The sequence below is a fragment of the Sivoneniella epilithica UHCC 1019 genome (assembly GCF_040830845.1).
Taxonomy (GTDB): domain Bacteria; phylum Cyanobacteriota; class Cyanobacteriia; order Leptolyngbyales; family Leptolyngbyaceae; genus ULC077BIN1.
On sequence record NZ_JBFPDP010000018.1, the window covers coordinates 52,405 to 69,877 of the forward strand.

The following is a 17,473-nucleotide window of genomic DNA, read 5'->3' on the forward strand; positions in this document are numbered from 1 at the left end:
CCATTCAGTCAGTTTTCCCGCTTAAGATTGCCGACTTCGCATCGCCAAGCTTGTCGCCGCCTAATCAATCGCACCGTATTTCCCATCAAGCCCCGCAGAAGCGCCGATTGAGTTACTGGATTGATAGGAGTTACTCCATGAACAGACAAAATTACTTTCAAAGTCCTTGGCAACCTTAAAGTCGGCTTAACAAGCGCATCGCACTACAGTAACAAGCTCGTCGCACTACAGAAGTAGTATTGTAATACAAATACAGTGGGAATCGTAAAATTTCGGGAATTCACGCTTTTGAATTTTAGGAAAGATAGAAAATTCTGAATTTTCTGTGTTCAAAAGTGAAAGTTTTATGAAGTCTTAATAAAGTCTCAGTAAGACTACTGGGTGTCTGCTGAGGGTTCGTTACTCTACATCATGAATTGAAAAAAATGAATAGCTAGACAGCCCTAGAAACAAGCTGCGAGAAGTAGCCGTCTACGGTATTGAAATTCAGTCTCATTGACCCGTTTGAAATAGAGACATAACAGGGCTTTTCTGAAAATAGGAATGCTTCTGGGTCTTGGAACCAAAACCCAAAACCGGATGACAAATTTTGGATTCATCAAAGACTGATTCAGGTGTTTATCCAGTTCTTAACTTTCCTCTCTCAAGTCAATCTACTGTGAGGCGTTTATGTTAGAACCCGGCGTTAAAGTTTTGAAAGCTATGGGCGCGATCGCAGCAAGCGCAATCCCCCTTTGGCATCTGACCTCTGACTCTGCTAATGCAGCCACATTAACCTACGAAATGACTGTTGATGTTCCTCAAGGTAATTACCAGGGTACTTATCAAGGCGACTTCAGCTATGGTGCATCCAACCCGTTGCAACCCTGTCAAGATAGCCCCACCTTTACTTGTGCCACAGTTAAGCAGAACAAACTATCCGTTCTATTCAATTTTCTGGGCAAGATTTATTCAGAGAAGCAAGATGTCGATTATGAATTTGGCTTCCCAGCGGTTTACTTTGACGACAATGCGCTTGCAGGCTTAAGTTTCATTGTCACTCCGCCCACTTTAGATATTAGCTTCTCGATTCTGGGCGAGAGCTTTTATATGGGGTTTGGAGTTTATCCAGATCCGTTGACTCAGCAAGGGTTAGTTGGCTCAGTATCTTATAAGTTGAAGCTGCAATTTCCACAATCTCCCCCTACCCCACCGCCTTGTTCTGAAAATTGCGTAAGCATACCAGAGCCATCTGAGATAGCAGGGAGTGCTTTAGCGATCTCGTTTCTAGGATTGGGGCTAAAACTTCGGCAAAATCGATAAGCCTCTCTTGTTGGAAGTCGCAGCTTTAAACACCTTGGCGTAATCCCTTAGTTAGGCGTTGTGAGTTAAGCTGGAGGCTCGTTGCTGTGGTGTTAAACCATGCTATTTCGTTTGATCTTGCTATTGGTGATCGCGGGAGTAATGACTCTGTTCACGCTGCAAAATCTGACTCCGGTATTGCCGTTGGTATTTTTAGGCAGCCCAACTTTGGCATTACCGCTGTCTTGGTGGATCTTGGGCGCGATCGCGGCAGGAGCATTGACTACCCTTGCGATCACCTTTTTGGTAGGACTATCCAATTTTTTAACCGGGCAAGGAGTTCGCGCTAAAGTTCGGTCATCGACGCGACGTAATTCTGGTTCAGAGTCTTTTGTAAAAACACCTGCTGAGAAAAATCGGACGGCGGCAACAGCAGCAGCCCGTGAAGCGAAACCAGCCGAGGCAGAAGGTGATGCCGTTTGGCAGGATTGGCGGGGTTACGAGTCATCGTCTGCGTCAGAAAGCAAACGAACGAACCCACAATCGGCTCAAGATACCGATCTAGATGATTGGGAGCAGGGAATGAGTGATGATTGGGAAGAACCCCCTCGAGATCGCGCTACCCCTTCCTCTGCTACGCCTCCTCCGGCGCGCGATCGGTTTGAGCAACCGCAGCAGCCAAAACAAGGATCTCGCTCAGGATCTGCTTATTCCTATAGCTATCGTGAACCGGAGCCAGCCGATAGCGGTAAATCGAGCAGCAATAAGTCAAGCAGCGGCAAATCGGATAGTGGAAAACCGGAGCAGGTTGTCGATGCGGATTTTCGGGTCTTGGTGCCGCCCTATCGATCGCTAGAGGATGAGCCTGCCCCGCCTCTAAGTCAGGCTAGCAATGCCGATAGTTGGTTTGAGGATGAGGAGGAAGGGGATGAGCGGCGATCGCAGCGTTAAATTGCAATACTGTCCTTCTAGTCGGTATTCTGGCTGTCGTATTCTGGTAAATCGGTATTCTGGTAAAAAGGTGATCTTGAAACCATGGGCGATTTTTTAAAGGGCACGAATCTCTACCTAATTGGCATGATGGGGGCAGGGAAAACCACTGTGGGCAAGTGCTTAGCTCAAGAGTTGGGCTACCGATTTTTTGATACAGATAGCGTGATTGAGCAGGTAGCACAGCAGTCAATTCCGGATCTGTTTGCGGCTGGCGAATCAGAGTTTCGATCGCTGGAAACTCAAGTGCTAGCGGAGTTATCTGCCTATACGCGGCTGGCGATCGCCACGGGCGGCGGGATTGTGCTAAGCCAGCAAAACTGGAGCTATCTCCGGCATGGCATTATCGTGTGGCTAGATGTGCCGTTGGCAGAGTTACATCGTCGCCTGCAAGGAGATCAACAGCGCCCGTTATTGCAACCTTCAGAACACTCCCCCAATCTCAGCACTCGTCTGCAAACACTGATGGATCAGCGGCGATCGCTTTATGCCCAAGCCGATGTCCAGGTATCATACGTGCCAAATGAATCTTTAACTCAACTGACTGCTAGGGTGATAGAACAGATTCAGCAACGGCTGAAACCGGCAGATACACCAGAGTATGGAAATTGAAATAGGGTGCTGCCCCTGAAGTAACCCCCCTTAAGAGAAAAAGAAACCCGCCCTACGGATTCATATTCATCCGCTACCGTGTATTCTGTCTATAGAGTATCTATTTTAGTTGGAGGGTGAATGCCCCAAAGTCGCCTGCACCCCTCACCATCCTCCGAACTGCCAGTCTCGGAATTGCCAATCGTTAGCGGTACTGATTGTTATGAGCAAACTGGACAAACTGGGCTTTGGGTAGAAGTGCTGGTCGATTGTCCGGGTGTGCAGGGAGTTTTCACCTATGGGCTACCTGTTGGATTAATGGTACAACCAGGCGATATTTTGAGTGTGCCGTTTGGGGCGCAGCAGATCGGCGGGGTGGTGGTGCGATGCTTAACTGCCTTACCCGATGGCACAAACTTGGCTCAGCTACGGGAGATTGATGGGGTAATTGCACGGGGCTTTTTCCCGCCTGCTTACTGGGAAATTTTGCTGCGCGTCGCTGAATATTACTGTACGCCCTTGATGCAGGTCATTCGGATGGCATTGCCAACGGGATTGTTGGGGCGATCGCAGCGTCGAATTAAGCTGAGTCAGGAGCAGGGAACAGGGAACAGGGAACAGGGGACAGGGGGCAGGGAACAGGGAACAGGGAACAGGGAACAGAAGCCACCCTTAGACGGGATGCCTTGTACTATTTCGACTGTTGCTCAGCAAATTCTGACCCTGCTTCAGTCGAGTAAAACGGGTGACTATAGCTGGCAATATTTACAGCGGCAAGTGCCCAATGCATATCGGGGGCTGCAAGAATTGCTCAAATTGGGTTGGGTTGAAAGCTATCTGCAACCGCCAACCCCCATTCGCCCCAAACAGCGACAGGCTGTGACACTGATTAATCAAGCCGATGTGGCGTTGCTCAGTCCTCGGCAACAGGAAGTGCTGCGAGTGTTGCAGCGCCAGGGGGGAGAACTGTGGCTCACCGATTTATTGGCACTGTGCCAAACCAGTTCAACGACGCTGAAGGCGATCGCCCAAAAAGGATACCTAATCATTCAGCCGCGAGAAGTGCTGCGATCGGAGTCGAGCGAAACGACTGTAACCGATACTCCCAAAGCGCTTACTAAGGATCAGGCGATCGCGCTGGCTGCCATTCAACCCTTGGCTGGCTATACTTCGGTGCTGCTGCATGGGGTCACGGGATCGGGCAAAACTGAGGTCTATCTTCAGGCGATCGCGCCGCTGTTGGACGAAGGGAAATCGGCGATCGTTTTGGTGCCTGAAATTGGCTTAACGCCCCAGTTGACTGATCGCTTTCGCGCTCGATTTGGCGATCGGGTTTGCGTCTATCACAGTGCGCTGTCGGATGGAGAACGCTACGACACATGGCGACAACTGCTTACGGGCACTGCCCAAGTGGTGATTGGCACTCGCTCGGCTATTTTTGCGCCCCTTGCCAACTTGGGCTTAATTATTTTGGACGAAGAACACGACAGTAGCTTTAAGCAAGATCAACCTTCCCCCTGCTATCACGCTCGTACCGTTGCCCAGTGGCGCGCTGAGCTAGAACAGTGTCCCCTAATCCTAGGATCAGCCACTCCTTCCTTGGAAACCTGGGTCGCCCATCAAGAAGTGTCGAATCAAGGAATGGCGAATGACGAATACCGAATGGCGAATCAAGGAATGGCAAATAAGAGAATGGCGAATCAAGAACCATTCGCCATATCTCCTACCGAGACGCTACGCGAACAGAATTCGGAATTCGGAATTCGGAATTCGCCTGTCTATCTTTCGTTGCCGGCTCGTGTGCAGGCTCGTCCAATGCCCGCGATCGAAGTGGTAGATATGCGGCAAGAACTAGGACGGGGCAATCGCTCGATCTTTAGCCAATCTTTGCAAGCCGCGCTCAATCATTTACATGAGTCTGGTGAACAGGGAATTTTGTTTATTCAACGGCGAGGGCACAGCACCTTTGTATCCTGCCGAAGCTGTGGCTATGTGGTGATGTGTCCCCATTGTGATGTCTCCCTTGCCTATCACCAGATTCACGCTGAGGCGCGTCCTGTTTTGCGCTGCCACTACTGCAATTACACTCAGGCTCATCCAGAGGTTTGCCCAGAGTGTCAATCCTCGTACTTTAAACATTTTGGCAGCGGCACTCAGCGGGTAACTCAAGCCTTAGAGCAAGAATTTCCTACGCTGCGAGTCCTGCGATTTGACAGTGACACCACTCGAACCAAAGGTGCCCATCGATCGCTGCTCACCCGGTTTGCCCAAGGGGACGCTGATTTGCTGGTAGGCACTCAGATGTTAACCAAGGGAATTGATCTACCTCAAGTAACGCTGGTGGGCATTGTGGCAGCCGATGGGTTGCTGCATCTATCCGACTATCGCGCTAGTGAACGCACTTTTCAGGTGTTAACTCAGGTGGCGGGGCGCTGTGGACGGGGCGATCGCCCAGGGCGAGTCATTTTGCAAACCTATTCTCCCGATCATCCAGTGATCGCCGCCGTGCAGCAGCAGCAGCAGTATGAACCCTTTGTCCAAACCGAACTTGAGCAGCGAAAACTGCTGAATTATCCGCCTTACGGTCGCCTAATTTTGCTTAAATTCAGCGGGCTGAGTCCCGGCGTTGTCCAAACCACAGCGGCACAAGTGGCAGCAGCACTACAGCCTTTGCAAGAACAGGGCGTTGAACGATTGGGACCAGCGGCGGCTGCGATCGAGCGCGTTGCTCGTCGGTATCGCTGGCAAATTTTGCTCAAAGTTCCGGCAACCGTGGCGATCTCTGCCTCGTTTCTCTCTAGTCTGCGGGATCTTTGCCCTAGTTCGGTCAGCTTTGCGATCGATATTGATCCGCTAAATATTGGCTAGGAAGAGGAGGCAGGGGCGAATGGCGAATGGCGTTCGCGTAGCGTCTCCGAAGGAGTGAGGGCGAATTCAAAACTCAAAACTCAAAACTTTCTGCAATCTTTAACCCCAACCCCCAACACCTCTCACCTAATTCTCGCTTCTGGCAAAATCAGCATGGCATCGCCGAAGGAATAGAACCGATATTCCGCCGCGATCGCCTGTTCGTATAGATCCAGCAGTCGCGATCGCCCGATCAATCCACTCACCAGCATCAGCAAGCTAGATTTGGGCAGATGAAAATTGGTAATTAATCCATCTACTACCCGCCATTCATACCCTGGATAAATAAATAGATTCGTTTTACCTTGGAACGGCTCTACTTTTCCCATTTGGGCGGCTCCTTCTAAGGCTCGCACCGCCGTAGTGCCCACAGCAATGATTCGTCCGCCTGTTGCCTGGGTTTGGCGAATCAGTTCCACGGTTGCTAATGGCACCTCTGCCCATTCTGAATGCATTTGGTGAGTGATGATGTCTTCCGCTTCCACGGGGCGAAAGGTGCCCACCCCCACATGGAGCGTTACAAATGCTTGCTGAATCCCTTGTTCCTGAAGGGTTTGCAGCAGTTCGGGGGTGAAATGTAGCCCTGCGGTGGGGGCGGCAACGGCTCCTAGGCGATCGGCGTAGACGGTTTGGTATTGGGCTGGGTCGCTGTCAGAGTTGGTAATGTAAGGCGGTAAAGGCATCTGCCCGTAGGTTTCTAACCAATCTCGCAAGGATTGATCCGGCGGCAGGTGAAACTGCAAAATTCGTCCACTCGTAGCGCGATCGGTCGCCAAAACGGTTGCCGAAACCTTAAGAGTCTCCAAACTAGAATCAGGCTTGTTTAAGGACTGCTCTGGAGACTGCCCAAACCAAATTTGCGTTCCTGGCTTTAAGCGTCGCCCTGGTTTTACCAGCGCTAGCCAGCGGTGAGAAAAATCATCGTTAGTCGGTTTTTCATTTTCTAATTGAGGTTCTAGGAGCAACACTTCAACGGGCAGCCCACTTGCTTTGTAGCCATGGAGTCGTGCAGGTAAAACGCGAGTATTGTTTAAGACTAAAAGATCGCCCGATCGCAACCAGTTGGGTAAGTCCCGAAAAATTCCATGGGCTTGCTGCGAATTTGCTTTGACTATCAGCAGTCGAGCGTGATCCCTAGGTGTAGCGGGAGTTTGGGCAATGCGTTCCGTGGGAAGGATATAGTCATAAGCGGCAAGCAAGCGATCGCGGTTCACAAGGGTCTTTCCAATCTTGGCTTTCCTATTATTTCCTATTCTTCATATTTGTAAAACTTGTAAAAGAATGAATCCTCATCTTGCAAGCGCTAAAATCAGACCTACCTCCCGCGATCGCCATTGCTTTCTATGAATACAGATGAACTGACGCAAATCACGACCGCTCACCACACCATCATTTCTCGCCACGATGTAGAAATGGCAGAAATTCGTACAACCCTCAACACCGTCAGCCATAAGCTTGATCAAACCGCTGATCAGTTGAATCAAGTTGCTGATCAGTTGAATCAAGTTACTGATCAGCAACAAGCCAATGCTCAGCAGATCGCACTCAATCGACAAGATATTGCTAGCTTGACGGCTGGCATTGTGGATTTAAGGAATTTGGTTGCAGATTATCTACAAGGACGCGCAAATCCCTAATTGGGGAACATAGGCTGACAGTGGATGTGAAAGACGATCGCTGGCAATCCGCGCCTTAACTTCGGCGCTACAGGTGCCTAAACCGTTTCATTTCAAAAGCAGTGGTTAAAATAGAAATAGCTGACAGGCAGAATGAACCAGATGAACGATTTATTTTCCCTGAACGGGTGAGGCGATCGCGTCTAGCTTCACATAATCTTAAAAACTGAGTCCTTTAAAGCAAAGCACTCAAAAAGCAACTTTAAAGATTCGATTTTCTGAGAGACATGGCTACCCAGGAATGTTAGGTTCATGCTGTAGCAAACTTGTCAAGATAAAAACCTGACAGATTAGCAACGTCAGCCTTTCAAAGCTAATTATTCGCTTTAGGTCTTTAGGCATTGACTATTTATAACGGACAGTTGATATACTGCACAAAGTCCGTTTTAGCTCCAGACACTGCTCAATTAGTCTTGAAAAATTGAGTATTTCTTTTCCCAAGTTAAACTAGCTTTAGGATATAGTAATGTTCCAGCCACATCTTCAACTGCACTCGCTCACTTCCCATCACAATTCCGTTAAACCAAGTTTTTCTCGGCAATCCAAGCGTAGTGTCACCGTTGAGAGATCGGCAGCAACCGTCGCTCAGTTGAAAGAAACTCTCTGTTCAGAGATGAGTCCTAATAAACGGGCAATGGTTGAGCAGTTGATCAAATTATGGTCGCAGGGCAATTTAGAATAAATTTTTTATCGGGAAGCGAGTTTTCACTGTCATACAACTACTTTATTAAAAAAAACTTATCAATGGGTTCACAAAAGTGAACCCATTCTTGTTTAGAAAAAATTAGAATCTAGGTAATTCACACTAGTTTAGCCACTGTTTTCCAGAATACGTTTGATCGATCGCCGCTTTATCGACCAATTATGGATGAGTAGGAAGGATTTAAAGATGCGATCGCCCGACTGGTTGCATATTTTTAGCTAAATTTCAGGATATTTACTTATCGTTCTTGATTCTGCTAATGTCGTCACCCGGAGTGTTATGGATTATAGCTCCACCCTTTCTGGTCAGTTCTACCCTAATATGTCAACCGATCAGTCTTTACAGAAACTTCACGACTTAACTCAACTGGTTGCGAAGGCAGACACGGAAGACTTTTTTGAGTTAGCAAGATTAGTGGGATTGCGCCCCACTGAAGATTTTTCTGGAGCCGACCTCAAGCAGGTTGATTTGCACTCTGCCCAGCTTGTGGGAGCTAATTTCATCAGCACCGATCTTTCTGGAGCCAATTTAATCAATGCCAATTTGGAAGATGCTCGGTTGATTGGTGCTTTTTTGGTAGCAGCCAACTTGATTGGTGCCAACTTGAATAACGCTAATTTGGTGGGTGCCAATTTGACTCAAGCAAACGCCCTGAGTATCACCTTGACGAATGCCGACTTAACCCGTGCCAATCTAACGCAAGCGAATCTAAGTCTGGCGGAGATGGGACGGGCAAACTTAACGGCTGCTGTTTTAGAAAGGGCTAATTTAAGTGAAGCATCTTTAAATCATGCCAACTTGCGCCGTGCCGACTTAAATGGTGCTGACTTGAGTGGGGCAGACCTTTACGGAGTCGATTTAGGCAACTGCGATTTACGGCGGGCAAATTTGCAAGAAACAAACTTGATAGGGGCTACCGTTACCCGATCTCTGTTTGGTCAAAATTTGGGGCTAACCAAAAGTGCAATCTTGGATTTAAGCCAGCGCGGCGCAATTTTTTATTCTTAAGAACCATAATTCCCACTGCTATAAAAGTGGCTTGGCAGATTTGCGTTTTAAGTACCAGCCTAAGCTTAGGAACCCGATCGCGATCGCGCTTCCAGCCATTTCATTCGGTTCAGGAACTGCGGCAGCGGTGGGCGAAACTGAGTAAGAAAGGACATTTTGTAAAGTTTGGGCAATGCCAAAATCAAAGGTAGCAGCGCCACAAAATGGGGCTGTTGCCTGAGAACATTCGCTTGGATTTGATGGATTAGACAGCGTGAGTACCAAATCTGAGCTATAAATAACCACGCCTGTGGGAGTCAATTTAGAAAGGCTGAGTTCAAAGTTGCTCGTTCCAAAGTTGGTTTGCGCTCCGGTGAAATTCACAGACTGTGGAAATATAGAATTGATGGTGCCAGGTGAACTCGGTGCAAAGTAGCTGCCGACAAAGCTAGTAAAGGTGTAGCGATCGGCGATCGCTTGGACAGCCGCCTCCTTAATCTCTGGAGGAACCGCAGGATTGCCTCCTTGGAAACCGGGCAAAGTCACAAGTCCAAGTCCAGGTAAGTTGAAGGTGCCAGCAACTTGAGGCTCAAGCGTTCCTGAAAACGAATATTTCGCATAGGGAATTTGAGTCACTCCATCAAAACTCACCAGAGCATTGTTCTCGTCAATTGGCGTGAATTGGAAAGCAAAAGCTGGCTGGATATCGGCTGCAACTACGCAAGCTAGGGAAGTTGCGGCAATGGAAGCCGTTCTCAAAAAGCTAGAAAAGTGCATCGCTGTGTGTGGAAAAGTAGAAACTACCCGAAAGGGTATCGAATCCTAGAAAAGTGATTCGACTTTGCTAGGGTGCTTCATCAAAAAAATATAAAAAATTCATGATAGCTACATATTTTTATAGGGTGGAGCGTTAGGAAAATGGAATCGTGAACCACAGCGTTGAACCGTGACCCGGTGTACTGTGAACTCCGATTTTGCCGGCATGGGCAGAGATGATTTGCTGGCAACGATAAAGTCCGACTCCAATGCCGGTGAGGTGCTGCTGATCTAAGCTACGGGCATAAAGTTGAAAGAGGCGATCGCACTGGGTTTGCGTCATGCCTGTGCCATCATCAGTCACGGCGCAGTAAAGGCAGTTGGGATAAGCTTCAGGGGCAAAAGTAGCGGTGAAAGTAATGGTGCGATTCGGCGGATTGTGTTTGACGGCGTTGGCAAGCAGATTTTCTAGAACGTGCTGGAGTTTAATGGGATCGGCGTTGATAGTTGGTAAGTTTAGGGATATCTGATTGACAATAACTGCTTCATTGTGGGTCAGCAGATCTGCTTGAGTGGCGATCGCCTGCTCAAAAACTTTGGATAGATCAATGGGTTCGCGATTCAGGCTCAGCGTTACCTGAGTATCGGCATGGGCTTCCATCAAAGAGTTCAGTAGACTCAGTTGGCGATCGCTGCTGGCAATCATACAATCTAGCATGGAGCGAGTTACGGGCACTGTTTCACACTCCTTACTGCGAAGATGATTCAACACCATCAGCGTTCCTTGGATGGGAGTGCGTAAATCATGAGAAACCGCGTGTAGTAACAAATCCTTGACCTCATTCAGGTTTTGCAACTCTTGCATTCGCCGCTGCAATTCCACGGTTCGATCTTCCACTTGAGACTCTAAATTGCTTGCCAACGCGATTAACTGTTGATAAAGCTGCCCTTGCTGAATGGCAATTTCAACCTGAGTGCCCAGTTTTTTCAGCAAATCTACTTCAAATGGCTGCCAGTGACGCGGTGCTGAACACTGGTTTATCGCTAATACGCCAAACATTTCGCCATTCAGCATAATGGGAATCCCCATATCTGCTTTGACTTGGCAGCGCGTGTAATATTCCCAGACAAAGGCAGTTTTTTCAACTTGCTCAGTATTGTGGATGACGCGAACGGTGTCTGGCTCAAATAGCTGTTTGATTTCCGCAATCTCACGGGCTTCAATCTCCCACCCTAGAGCAGGCTTCCAGCCCTCGCCCACAGATTCAGCTACTGTGCGGCAGCAAACATCAGGCTCGAAACCGCCAATTACCACCCGATCTGCCTGCAAAAATTGGCGCACCTCCGCCACGGTTGTTTGCAAAATTTCTTCTAGATTGAGCGAACTCCGAATTCGCAGTGAAATTTCCCAGAGCAGCCGCTCTCGATCTGCCGCGAGTTGCAGTTGCTCTTCAGCCTGTTTGCGCTCAGTAATGTCATAGCCTGTAGCTAATACAGCAGGTTTTCCTGCCAAAGTGATTAAGCCAGCGGTGGCATCTAACCAGCATTCTTTGCCCGATTTTGTCAAAATTTTGAATTCATAGCGATTGGGTAGAACAGCCCCGCTTTGTCTGGCTAACCCGCGATCGCGCACCAAGGCTTGGAAATCGGGGTGAACAGTATCCCAAAAGTTCATCGCCATCAATTCATCACGGGTATATTCACTAATGGTTTCCGCGATTGGATTGACATAGCGCAGCGCATTTCCTTGAAATATCAAAAACATGCAGGCAGCGGTTTCTGCAACCACTCGGAATCGCGCCTCGCTCTGTTGCAAGGCATCTTCAGCTTGTTTGCGTTCTGTAATATCTTCAACCACCAACCCAAGGCAGCGATTGGGCAGCGGAAACGCTTTCATTGCAAAAATCTGCTGGCTTGTTGTGTCTCCATAGCAGCCTTCACACAAATTTCGCCCTTCACCAGAGCGAATGATTTCAGCGTAGATATTCGGAATATCGGTCTCTAGCAACTCTGGAAAAAGGGCTGCTAAGGGCTTGCCAATTAGCTGATCATGAGCCGCCGTGATTTGCAAAATTTGTTGGGCAGCCGGATTACATTCCACTAACCGCAAGGATTGCACATCATTCGGATCGGGCATTTGCCAAACTAACAATCCAAGCTGCATTCGTTTGACAATGTCGCTATACAGTTGAATGCTTTCTTGCGCTTGCTTTAAGGAAGTGATGTCTTCAACTACGGCGATCGTATAACGCGGATTATTCACCTTGTCCCGAACTAGGGAGTTGGTTAGTCTGATCCAACGCAACTGCTGATCTTTATTGATATGGCGTTTTTCAATCTGGTAAAAGCTGCGATCGCCCGCAATCATTTCGCTAAAGAGCCTTTCATCGATCGCCACATCATCAGGATGGGTAAATTGCGAAAAAGTCATGCTAGCAAGTTCTTTATGGCTGTAGCCCAGCATTGTTTGTAAAGCGCTATTGCTTTCTAGAATCGTGCCATCTAGGTTATCTAACCCAATGCCGATCGCCGCGCCTTCAAAAATAGTCCGAAATCGATTTTCGCGCCCTTGAGGAGATACCCAAAAACGAGACAAAAAAAAAGCAGTTAGCCCCACAGCAATCACACTGCACAGAGGTAGCATCCCAATGATTGCCGCCTGTGTCCAAAGGCTAACTTGAGCAAGGGTAGAAATTTGGGATATCACCTTCCAGATAACTACTCCAACCGTTGCGGTGATCAAGCCAGCGATCGCAGCGATCGCTCCAACCATTCGCCAGTATAGAGTCGGTTGATTTAGCTCCATAAGTCCCCAAATAAAAATAGGCAGAGACAGAAAGATTTTTATTTCCTAAGCTATCCCATCAGCGTATGACTGCTTTAGCCCAGTTGTTTAGCCAGTTAAATGTCGCTTAAAACACTTACCTAAAACTAGGGTGCCTGTTTCTCCTAGCCTTAGCCTTCCTCCACTTGGATGAGCGATTTTTGCATTTTTCAGGAATGCCTCGCGATCGCGGTGATTCTCAAAAAGGTAGACAAACAGATGCTACACCTTGTAGTATATAAACAACAAAATTGAAACCCCACGTCCCATGTTGAATCCTCTGTTGATTCTCTCAGCTATACCGAACCCGCTGCACTGCCAGTCCGATACTGGAAAATTGGCGATCGCAGGGCTGTTTAATGCTAGCTGGTTTTCTAGCAAGTTAGAGAATCGACCCATGGGCAACCCTGATAGTGTCAGCACAACTCTGGGCGATCGCATTTTTAGACCCATTCTCAAACTTATTCAAAGCGCGTCGCGGTTAGAACTTTATATCGATAGCGGGAGGAACAGGCGCACCCCTGAATCCACATAGGCAAGCTGCATCCAATGCTTACGCCCCCGCTGCTGGAAATCCAGAGGCGGGGGTTGTTTTTTGCCTATTTAATTTCTTGTTTAACTAATTTTCTAGTCAAGCCCCATTCAACCCTAAGCCTCCTCTTTCTTCCTTGGAGAAATTACTATGTTGAAGCTGACTTATACCGAAACTGGACTGCACATGGAGCGCGTCATGGCTCCTCTAGAAGTGGCGATCGCTCAACGAGTGGTGCTAGCAATGCGGCTAGGGCAACACCTGCACATTGAGCCAGGTCGCGCCTCGTTTTTGTTGCCTGCAACCGCCCCTAGCTTAAAGCAACTAGAGCAGATTCTGCGAGTAGACCAAACCCAAGCAGTGATGGTCACTCCCGTGGATCAAGAATTTGTGGAAGCAACCGTGTATGGAAGTTGGATTGCTGAAACAACCGACGCAGAAGAAGGCGTATTTGTGACCGTCGTTTCAGATATGGCTGAATTTCTACTGCTGCGTCTGTGGGAGGCTCAAACTCAGGTATCATTCCTGGCATAAAAAGGGATATTAAGGTTTCGGGCACAGAGTGTCGAATGTCGATTGTCGATCAACATAGGCTTGATAGCGTCTCCCCTTCGCTCTTAATGCTTCGTAACTCGCCATTCGTAACTCGCCATTCGTAATTTATTCCTGTCCCTGTTCCCCGATCCCTGCCTTTTTTCTCTTCCCCTTGTCGTTAAAGCATTTTCACGTCAGCATGGAAAGAGTAGCGACTTTGCGCTATCCGCAGAAGAGAAAAGGATTTGAATGCGCGACTTTCTTAAATACACCTTTGCCAGTTTGCTAGCGTTGCTAATTTTCCTGGGCTTAAGCATTGGCGGATTAGTCCTCTTAGTTATTTCCATTTCATCTAGAGATCCAGCCCCATCCGTTAAAGATAAGTCTGTGCTTGCTTTTGATTTGTCTGTGGATATCACTGATGGGCAGAAAGGGTCTAGTGGCAATTTAGGGAATGCATTACTGAGTGGCACTCCCGATACGATCGCGCTGCGAATGGCGTTGAATGCGATCGATCGCGCTGCCAAAGATAAGCGGATCGTGGCGCTGTATTTGTATGGGGACATGGAGAGTTCCACTAGCGCAGGCTATGCAGGACTGAAAGAAGTTCGTGAAGCATTGCAGCGGTTTCAAGCGACAGGCAAAAAAGTTATTGCCTATGGAGTGGCTTGGGGCGAACCGGAATATTATTTGGCATCCGTGGCAGACACGATCGCCATTAATCCCTATGGTTCCTTTGAACTCAATGGTCTGGCTTCAAACACCGCTTTTTATGCCAGTGCCTTAAAGAAATTGGGCGTGGGCATCCAGGTGACGCGAGTTGGCAGATATAAAGCTGCGGTAGAGCCATTTTTGTCCGATAAACGCAGCCCTGAAAGCCGCCAGCAAACTCAAGCGCTGCTGGGGGATGTGTGGGGTGAGTTTTTAACCGCCGTGGGTAAAGATCGAAAGTTAACTCCCACTCAGTTGCAGACTCTTACGGATAATCAACCTGTCTTAAATGCGGAAGATGCGGTCAAGCAAAAGTTGGTGACCAAGCTAGCCTATGAAGATGAAATGATTAGTCAACTTCAACAGCTTGGGGAAAAAGATGAGGACTCTTTTCGCCAGATCAGCTTGAAGAGTTATGCCAAAGTTGCCCAAGCGTCAGAGCGGCAATCAAAAAATCAAATTGCGGTGGTGTATGCCGAGGGCGAAATTGTCGATGGAGAGGGCGATGCTGATCAGGTAGGCGGCGATCGCTTTGCCCAACAGTTACGAGAAATTCAGCAGGACGATGACATCAAAGCGGTGGTGATCCGGGTGAATAGTCCCGGTGGCAGCGTGGTTGGCTCGGAGGTGATTCAGCGGGAAGTGATCCAAACTCGCAAGAAAAAGCCCGTGGTCGTTTCAATGGGAGGAATTGCAGCTTCTGGTGGCTATTGGATTTCGACCTTTAGCGATCGCATTTTTGCTCAGCCGAATACGATCACTGGCTCCATTGGCGTGTTTGGCTTGCGCCCTAACGTGCAAAAGATCGCAAACGACAACGGCGTAACGTGGGATGTGGTGAAAACGGGGCGATATGCCGATATTTCTAGCATTACTCGTCCTCGCACCCCGCCAGAACTTGCCGTTTTTCAGAAAACCGTCGATCGCATTTATGACCGATTTGTCAGCAAAGTCGCCGAGTCGCGCAAATTGCCAAAAGCAAAAGTGGCAGAAGTTGCCCAAGGTCGCGTTTGGTCGGGTAAGCAAGCATTGGCGATCGGGTTAGTGGATAAAATAGGCGGGCTGCAAGATGCCATTCAAGATGCGGCTCAACGGGCAAAACTGGGAGATGATTGGAAGCTTACTGAGTTTCCTGAACCTCGCGGACTCAGGGAAACACTGCTGAAAAATCTATCTAGCGCCAGCTTGCAAAAAAACAGGTCGAAAAATTCAGTTTTCAACGAGCTAGGCAAACTTCAGGCAGACTTCACCGTGTTGAGAGGAATGAATGATCCTTCAGAAACTTACGCTCGATTGCCGTTTAACTTCCGCCTAGACTAACTTAGGGCGCAACTTGCGGATCGCTGTGTCTTCGGCTTGATTAGCTTCTTTTCATATGAAGTAACCTGATGTAGAACTAAAGTCAGCCCTCATCCCCCACCCCCTTCTCCCAAGGCAGGAGAAGGGGAGTAAAAATGGTTCAAAGTCCCTCTCCCGCTCTGGGAGAGGGATTTAGGGTGAGGGGGGTTGCGATAGTCGCATATCACGTGAAGCAACCTTAAAAGTTTGATCAGCCAATGATAAAGACTGGAAACTATTGGGCTAACGAGGATTGACAAGCGCTTAGCAACCCAGTAAAGCAGACAACAAGAAGTAACAGAAGGTTAAGATAGGATTGGAGGTGTTAAAGTCTTGCCAAAGATAAGACATCCCACATTACCCTTCTGAGGCAACTATGGCTGTCGTAAATTTGGTTGAGGATTCTGTTTCCTCTAAGCCCACTGCCCAGGATGCCCTGGTGCTAAGGGGCGTATTTGAGACTATTCACGCTGAAAGCTGCCCGACATCGTTTAACTTTCACATGCACACGGTTTGTTCGGATGGACAGTTGCAGCCAGAAAAATTGATGGAACAAGCGATCGCGATTGGGTTACAAGGATTTGCCATTACCGATCATCACACGGTGGATGGATATAAACGGGCGCAAGTCTGGCTAGCTAACTATATCCAAGCCAATCCTGATCGGGTTAGCACGCTGCCCCATTTGTGGACAGGAATTGAAGTTACTTCTAGATTGTTAGAAACCGAAGTCCATATCTTGGGCTATGCCTTTGATTTCAATCATTTAGTCATGGAGCCTTACTTACAGAAGCACGCCCCCCAAGGCGCGATCGCGTCTGCGGCTCAAGTCATTGCTAGTATTCATACGGCAGGTGGGTTGGCAGTATTGGCGCATCCCTGTCGTTATCGGCGATCTCCCGACGACCTAATTGCCGCTGCTGCCACGTTGGGGATTAGTGGCGTAGAAACCTACTATGCCTATGACAACCCGTCTCCGTGGCGCACTAGTCTGCGTCAAACTGAGCAAGTACAGCGCTTAAGCTCCACCCATGGATTGCTGAATACCTGTGGCAGCGATACTCACGGGCTTAGCCTGCTTCAGCGCCTCTAAGCACTGTGTTTTAGATATTTTTTAGATATTCTTTAAATGTCTACCCAAACGGTCACCGAGGCAACGGCAATGAGCATTTCATCGTTTTTGTCCTCTAACTCAGCGATCGCCCGTCCTTGTACTACCATGCCCCCTAGCTCCACGGTCAACGTTTTTTGACCAAACGGCAGCACCGCCAACACCTCTTCCTGCCTCACCTGCTCAGGATAGGGAACCCCCACTTGAACCACCACAATCATGTCATTCGGATGGCTTAGCCCTGCCACTTCCCATACTCCCGGCAACGCATTATGGGCGATCGCATTCCGCACCGCACGCGCCGCTGCAACTGTTGGCTCTTGCCCATGCTGATCAACTCCCATCCCCATTTCAATAATCAATCGTTTGCGCGCCAAGCAACCCTCCTAAACTCTGAATCAACATCGCCCTCAGCATACTTTGTTATACAGTTTTGAGTTTTGAATTTTGTTCGCGTAGCGTCTCCGTAGGAGACATTTTGAATGTAGATTCTAAATAAGACACTTTTAGTGTTCTGTCCGCATTCGGACTT

The 17,473-nt window shown here is 48.4% G+C and carries 16 protein-coding genes; 11 read left to right on the forward strand and 5 right to left on the reverse strand.

Annotation, left to right across the window (positions count from 1 at the left end):
• Window positions 1-8: 8 nt before the first annotated feature.
• Window positions 9-161, reverse strand: coding sequence for a hypothetical protein (locus AB3R30_RS12970; protein WP_458649613.1), 153 nt, complete (start codon window positions 159-161; stop codon window positions 9-11).
• A 508-nt stretch (window positions 162-669) separates the two neighbouring features.
• Between AB3R30_RS12970 and AB3R30_RS12975 the strand changes: the two genes are divergently transcribed.
• The 4 genes from AB3R30_RS12975 (at window position 670) to priA (ending at window position 5,730) form a co-directional block, all read left to right on the forward strand.
• Window positions 670-1,302: a hypothetical protein gene (locus AB3R30_RS12975; protein WP_458649614.1), complete on the forward strand. Its 633-nt coding sequence runs from the start codon at window positions 670-672 to the stop codon at window positions 1,300-1,302.
• A 99-nt stretch (window positions 1,303-1,401) separates the two neighbouring features.
• The gene (locus tag AB3R30_RS12980) at window positions 1,402-2,232 is read left to right on the forward strand and encodes a LapA family protein (RefSeq protein WP_458649615.1); all 831 of its coding nucleotides are present in this window, start codon (window positions 1,402-1,404) and stop codon (window positions 2,230-2,232) included.
• 84 nt (window positions 2,233-2,316) lie between these two features.
• Complete coding sequence (locus AB3R30_RS12985) at window positions 2,317-2,883, forward strand: shikimate kinase (protein ID WP_458649616.1); 567 nt, start codon at window positions 2,317-2,319, stop codon at window positions 2,881-2,883.
• 120 nt (window positions 2,884-3,003) lie between these two features.
• On the forward strand, window positions 3,004-5,730 hold the full coding sequence (priA, locus tag AB3R30_RS12990; RefSeq protein WP_458649617.1) for a primosomal protein N': 2,727 nt from the start codon (window positions 3,004-3,006) through the stop codon (window positions 5,728-5,730).
• Between the two features lie 122 nt (window positions 5,731-5,852).
• Here the strand turns inward: priA and queA are convergent, their stop codons facing one another.
• The gene (queA, locus tag AB3R30_RS12995) at window positions 5,853-6,983 is read right to left on the reverse strand and encodes a tRNA preQ1(34) S-adenosylmethionine ribosyltransferase-isomerase QueA (RefSeq protein WP_458649618.1); all 1,131 of its coding nucleotides are present in this window, start codon (window positions 6,981-6,983) and stop codon (window positions 5,853-5,855) included.
• 129 nt (window positions 6,984-7,112) lie between these two features.
• Here queA and AB3R30_RS13000 point away from each other — a divergent pair, with 129 nt between their 5' ends.
• The 3 genes from AB3R30_RS13000 to AB3R30_RS13010 all read left to right on the forward strand — a co-directional run bounded on the left by AB3R30_RS13000 (window position 7,113) and on the right by AB3R30_RS13010 (window position 9,156).
• Window positions 7,113-7,406, forward strand: a complete 294-nt coding sequence (locus AB3R30_RS13000) for a hypothetical protein (protein WP_458649619.1) — start codon at window positions 7,113-7,115, stop codon at window positions 7,404-7,406.
• Window positions 7,407-7,911: 505 nt separating this feature from the next.
• Window positions 7,912-8,127 carry a hypothetical protein gene (locus tag AB3R30_RS13005; protein WP_458649620.1) on the forward strand — a complete coding sequence of 72 codons (216 nt, stop codon included), beginning with the start codon at window positions 7,912-7,914 and terminating at the stop codon, window positions 8,125-8,127.
• A 300-nt stretch (window positions 8,128-8,427) separates the two neighbouring features.
• Window positions 8,428-9,156: a pentapeptide repeat-containing protein gene (locus AB3R30_RS13010; protein WP_458649621.1), complete on the forward strand. Its 729-nt coding sequence runs from the start codon at window positions 8,428-8,430 to the stop codon at window positions 9,154-9,156.
• Between the two features lie 18 nt (window positions 9,157-9,174).
• Here AB3R30_RS13010 and AB3R30_RS13015 read toward each other — a convergent pair whose 3' ends face one another.
• Both AB3R30_RS13015 and AB3R30_RS13020 read right to left on the reverse strand, forming a co-directional pair.
• Window positions 9,175-9,912, reverse strand: coding sequence for a hypothetical protein (locus AB3R30_RS13015; RefSeq protein WP_458649622.1), 738 nt, complete (start codon window positions 9,910-9,912; stop codon window positions 9,175-9,177).
• A 133-nt stretch (window positions 9,913-10,045) separates the two neighbouring features.
• Window positions 10,046-12,697: a PAS domain S-box protein gene (locus AB3R30_RS13020; protein ID WP_458649623.1), complete on the reverse strand. Its 2,652-nt coding sequence runs from the start codon at window positions 12,695-12,697 to the stop codon at window positions 10,046-10,048.
• A 286-nt stretch (window positions 12,698-12,983) separates the two neighbouring features.
• Here AB3R30_RS13020 and AB3R30_RS13025 point away from each other — a divergent pair, with 286 nt between their 5' ends.
• The 4 genes from AB3R30_RS13025 to AB3R30_RS13040 all read left to right on the forward strand — a co-directional run bounded on the left by AB3R30_RS13025 (window position 12,984) and on the right by AB3R30_RS13040 (window position 16,923).
• Complete coding sequence (locus AB3R30_RS13025; protein WP_458649624.1) at window positions 12,984-13,250, forward strand: hypothetical protein; 267 nt, start codon at window positions 12,984-12,986, stop codon at window positions 13,248-13,250.
• A gap of 147 nt (window positions 13,251-13,397) precedes the next feature.
• Entirely contained in the window at window positions 13,398-13,781 is a 384-nt protein-coding gene (locus tag AB3R30_RS13030) for an alr0857 family protein (RefSeq protein WP_458649625.1), read from the forward strand.
• Between the two features lie 249 nt (window positions 13,782-14,030).
• The gene (gene sppA / locus AB3R30_RS13035; protein ID WP_458649626.1) at window positions 14,031-15,812 is read left to right on the forward strand and encodes a signal peptide peptidase SppA; all 1,782 of its coding nucleotides are present in this window, start codon (window positions 14,031-14,033) and stop codon (window positions 15,810-15,812) included.
• A 394-nt stretch (window positions 15,813-16,206) separates the two neighbouring features.
• Complete coding sequence (locus tag AB3R30_RS13040) at window positions 16,207-16,923, forward strand: PHP domain-containing protein (RefSeq protein WP_458649627.1); 717 nt, start codon at window positions 16,207-16,209, stop codon at window positions 16,921-16,923.
• A gap of 32 nt (window positions 16,924-16,955) precedes the next feature.
• On the opposite strand, the gene AB3R30_RS13045 is transcribed toward AB3R30_RS13040, so the two are convergent.
• Entirely contained in the window at window positions 16,956-17,318 is a 363-nt protein-coding gene (locus AB3R30_RS13045) for a Lin0512 family protein (RefSeq protein ID WP_458649628.1), read from the reverse strand.
• Between the last annotated feature and the right edge of the window lie 155 nt (window positions 17,319-17,473).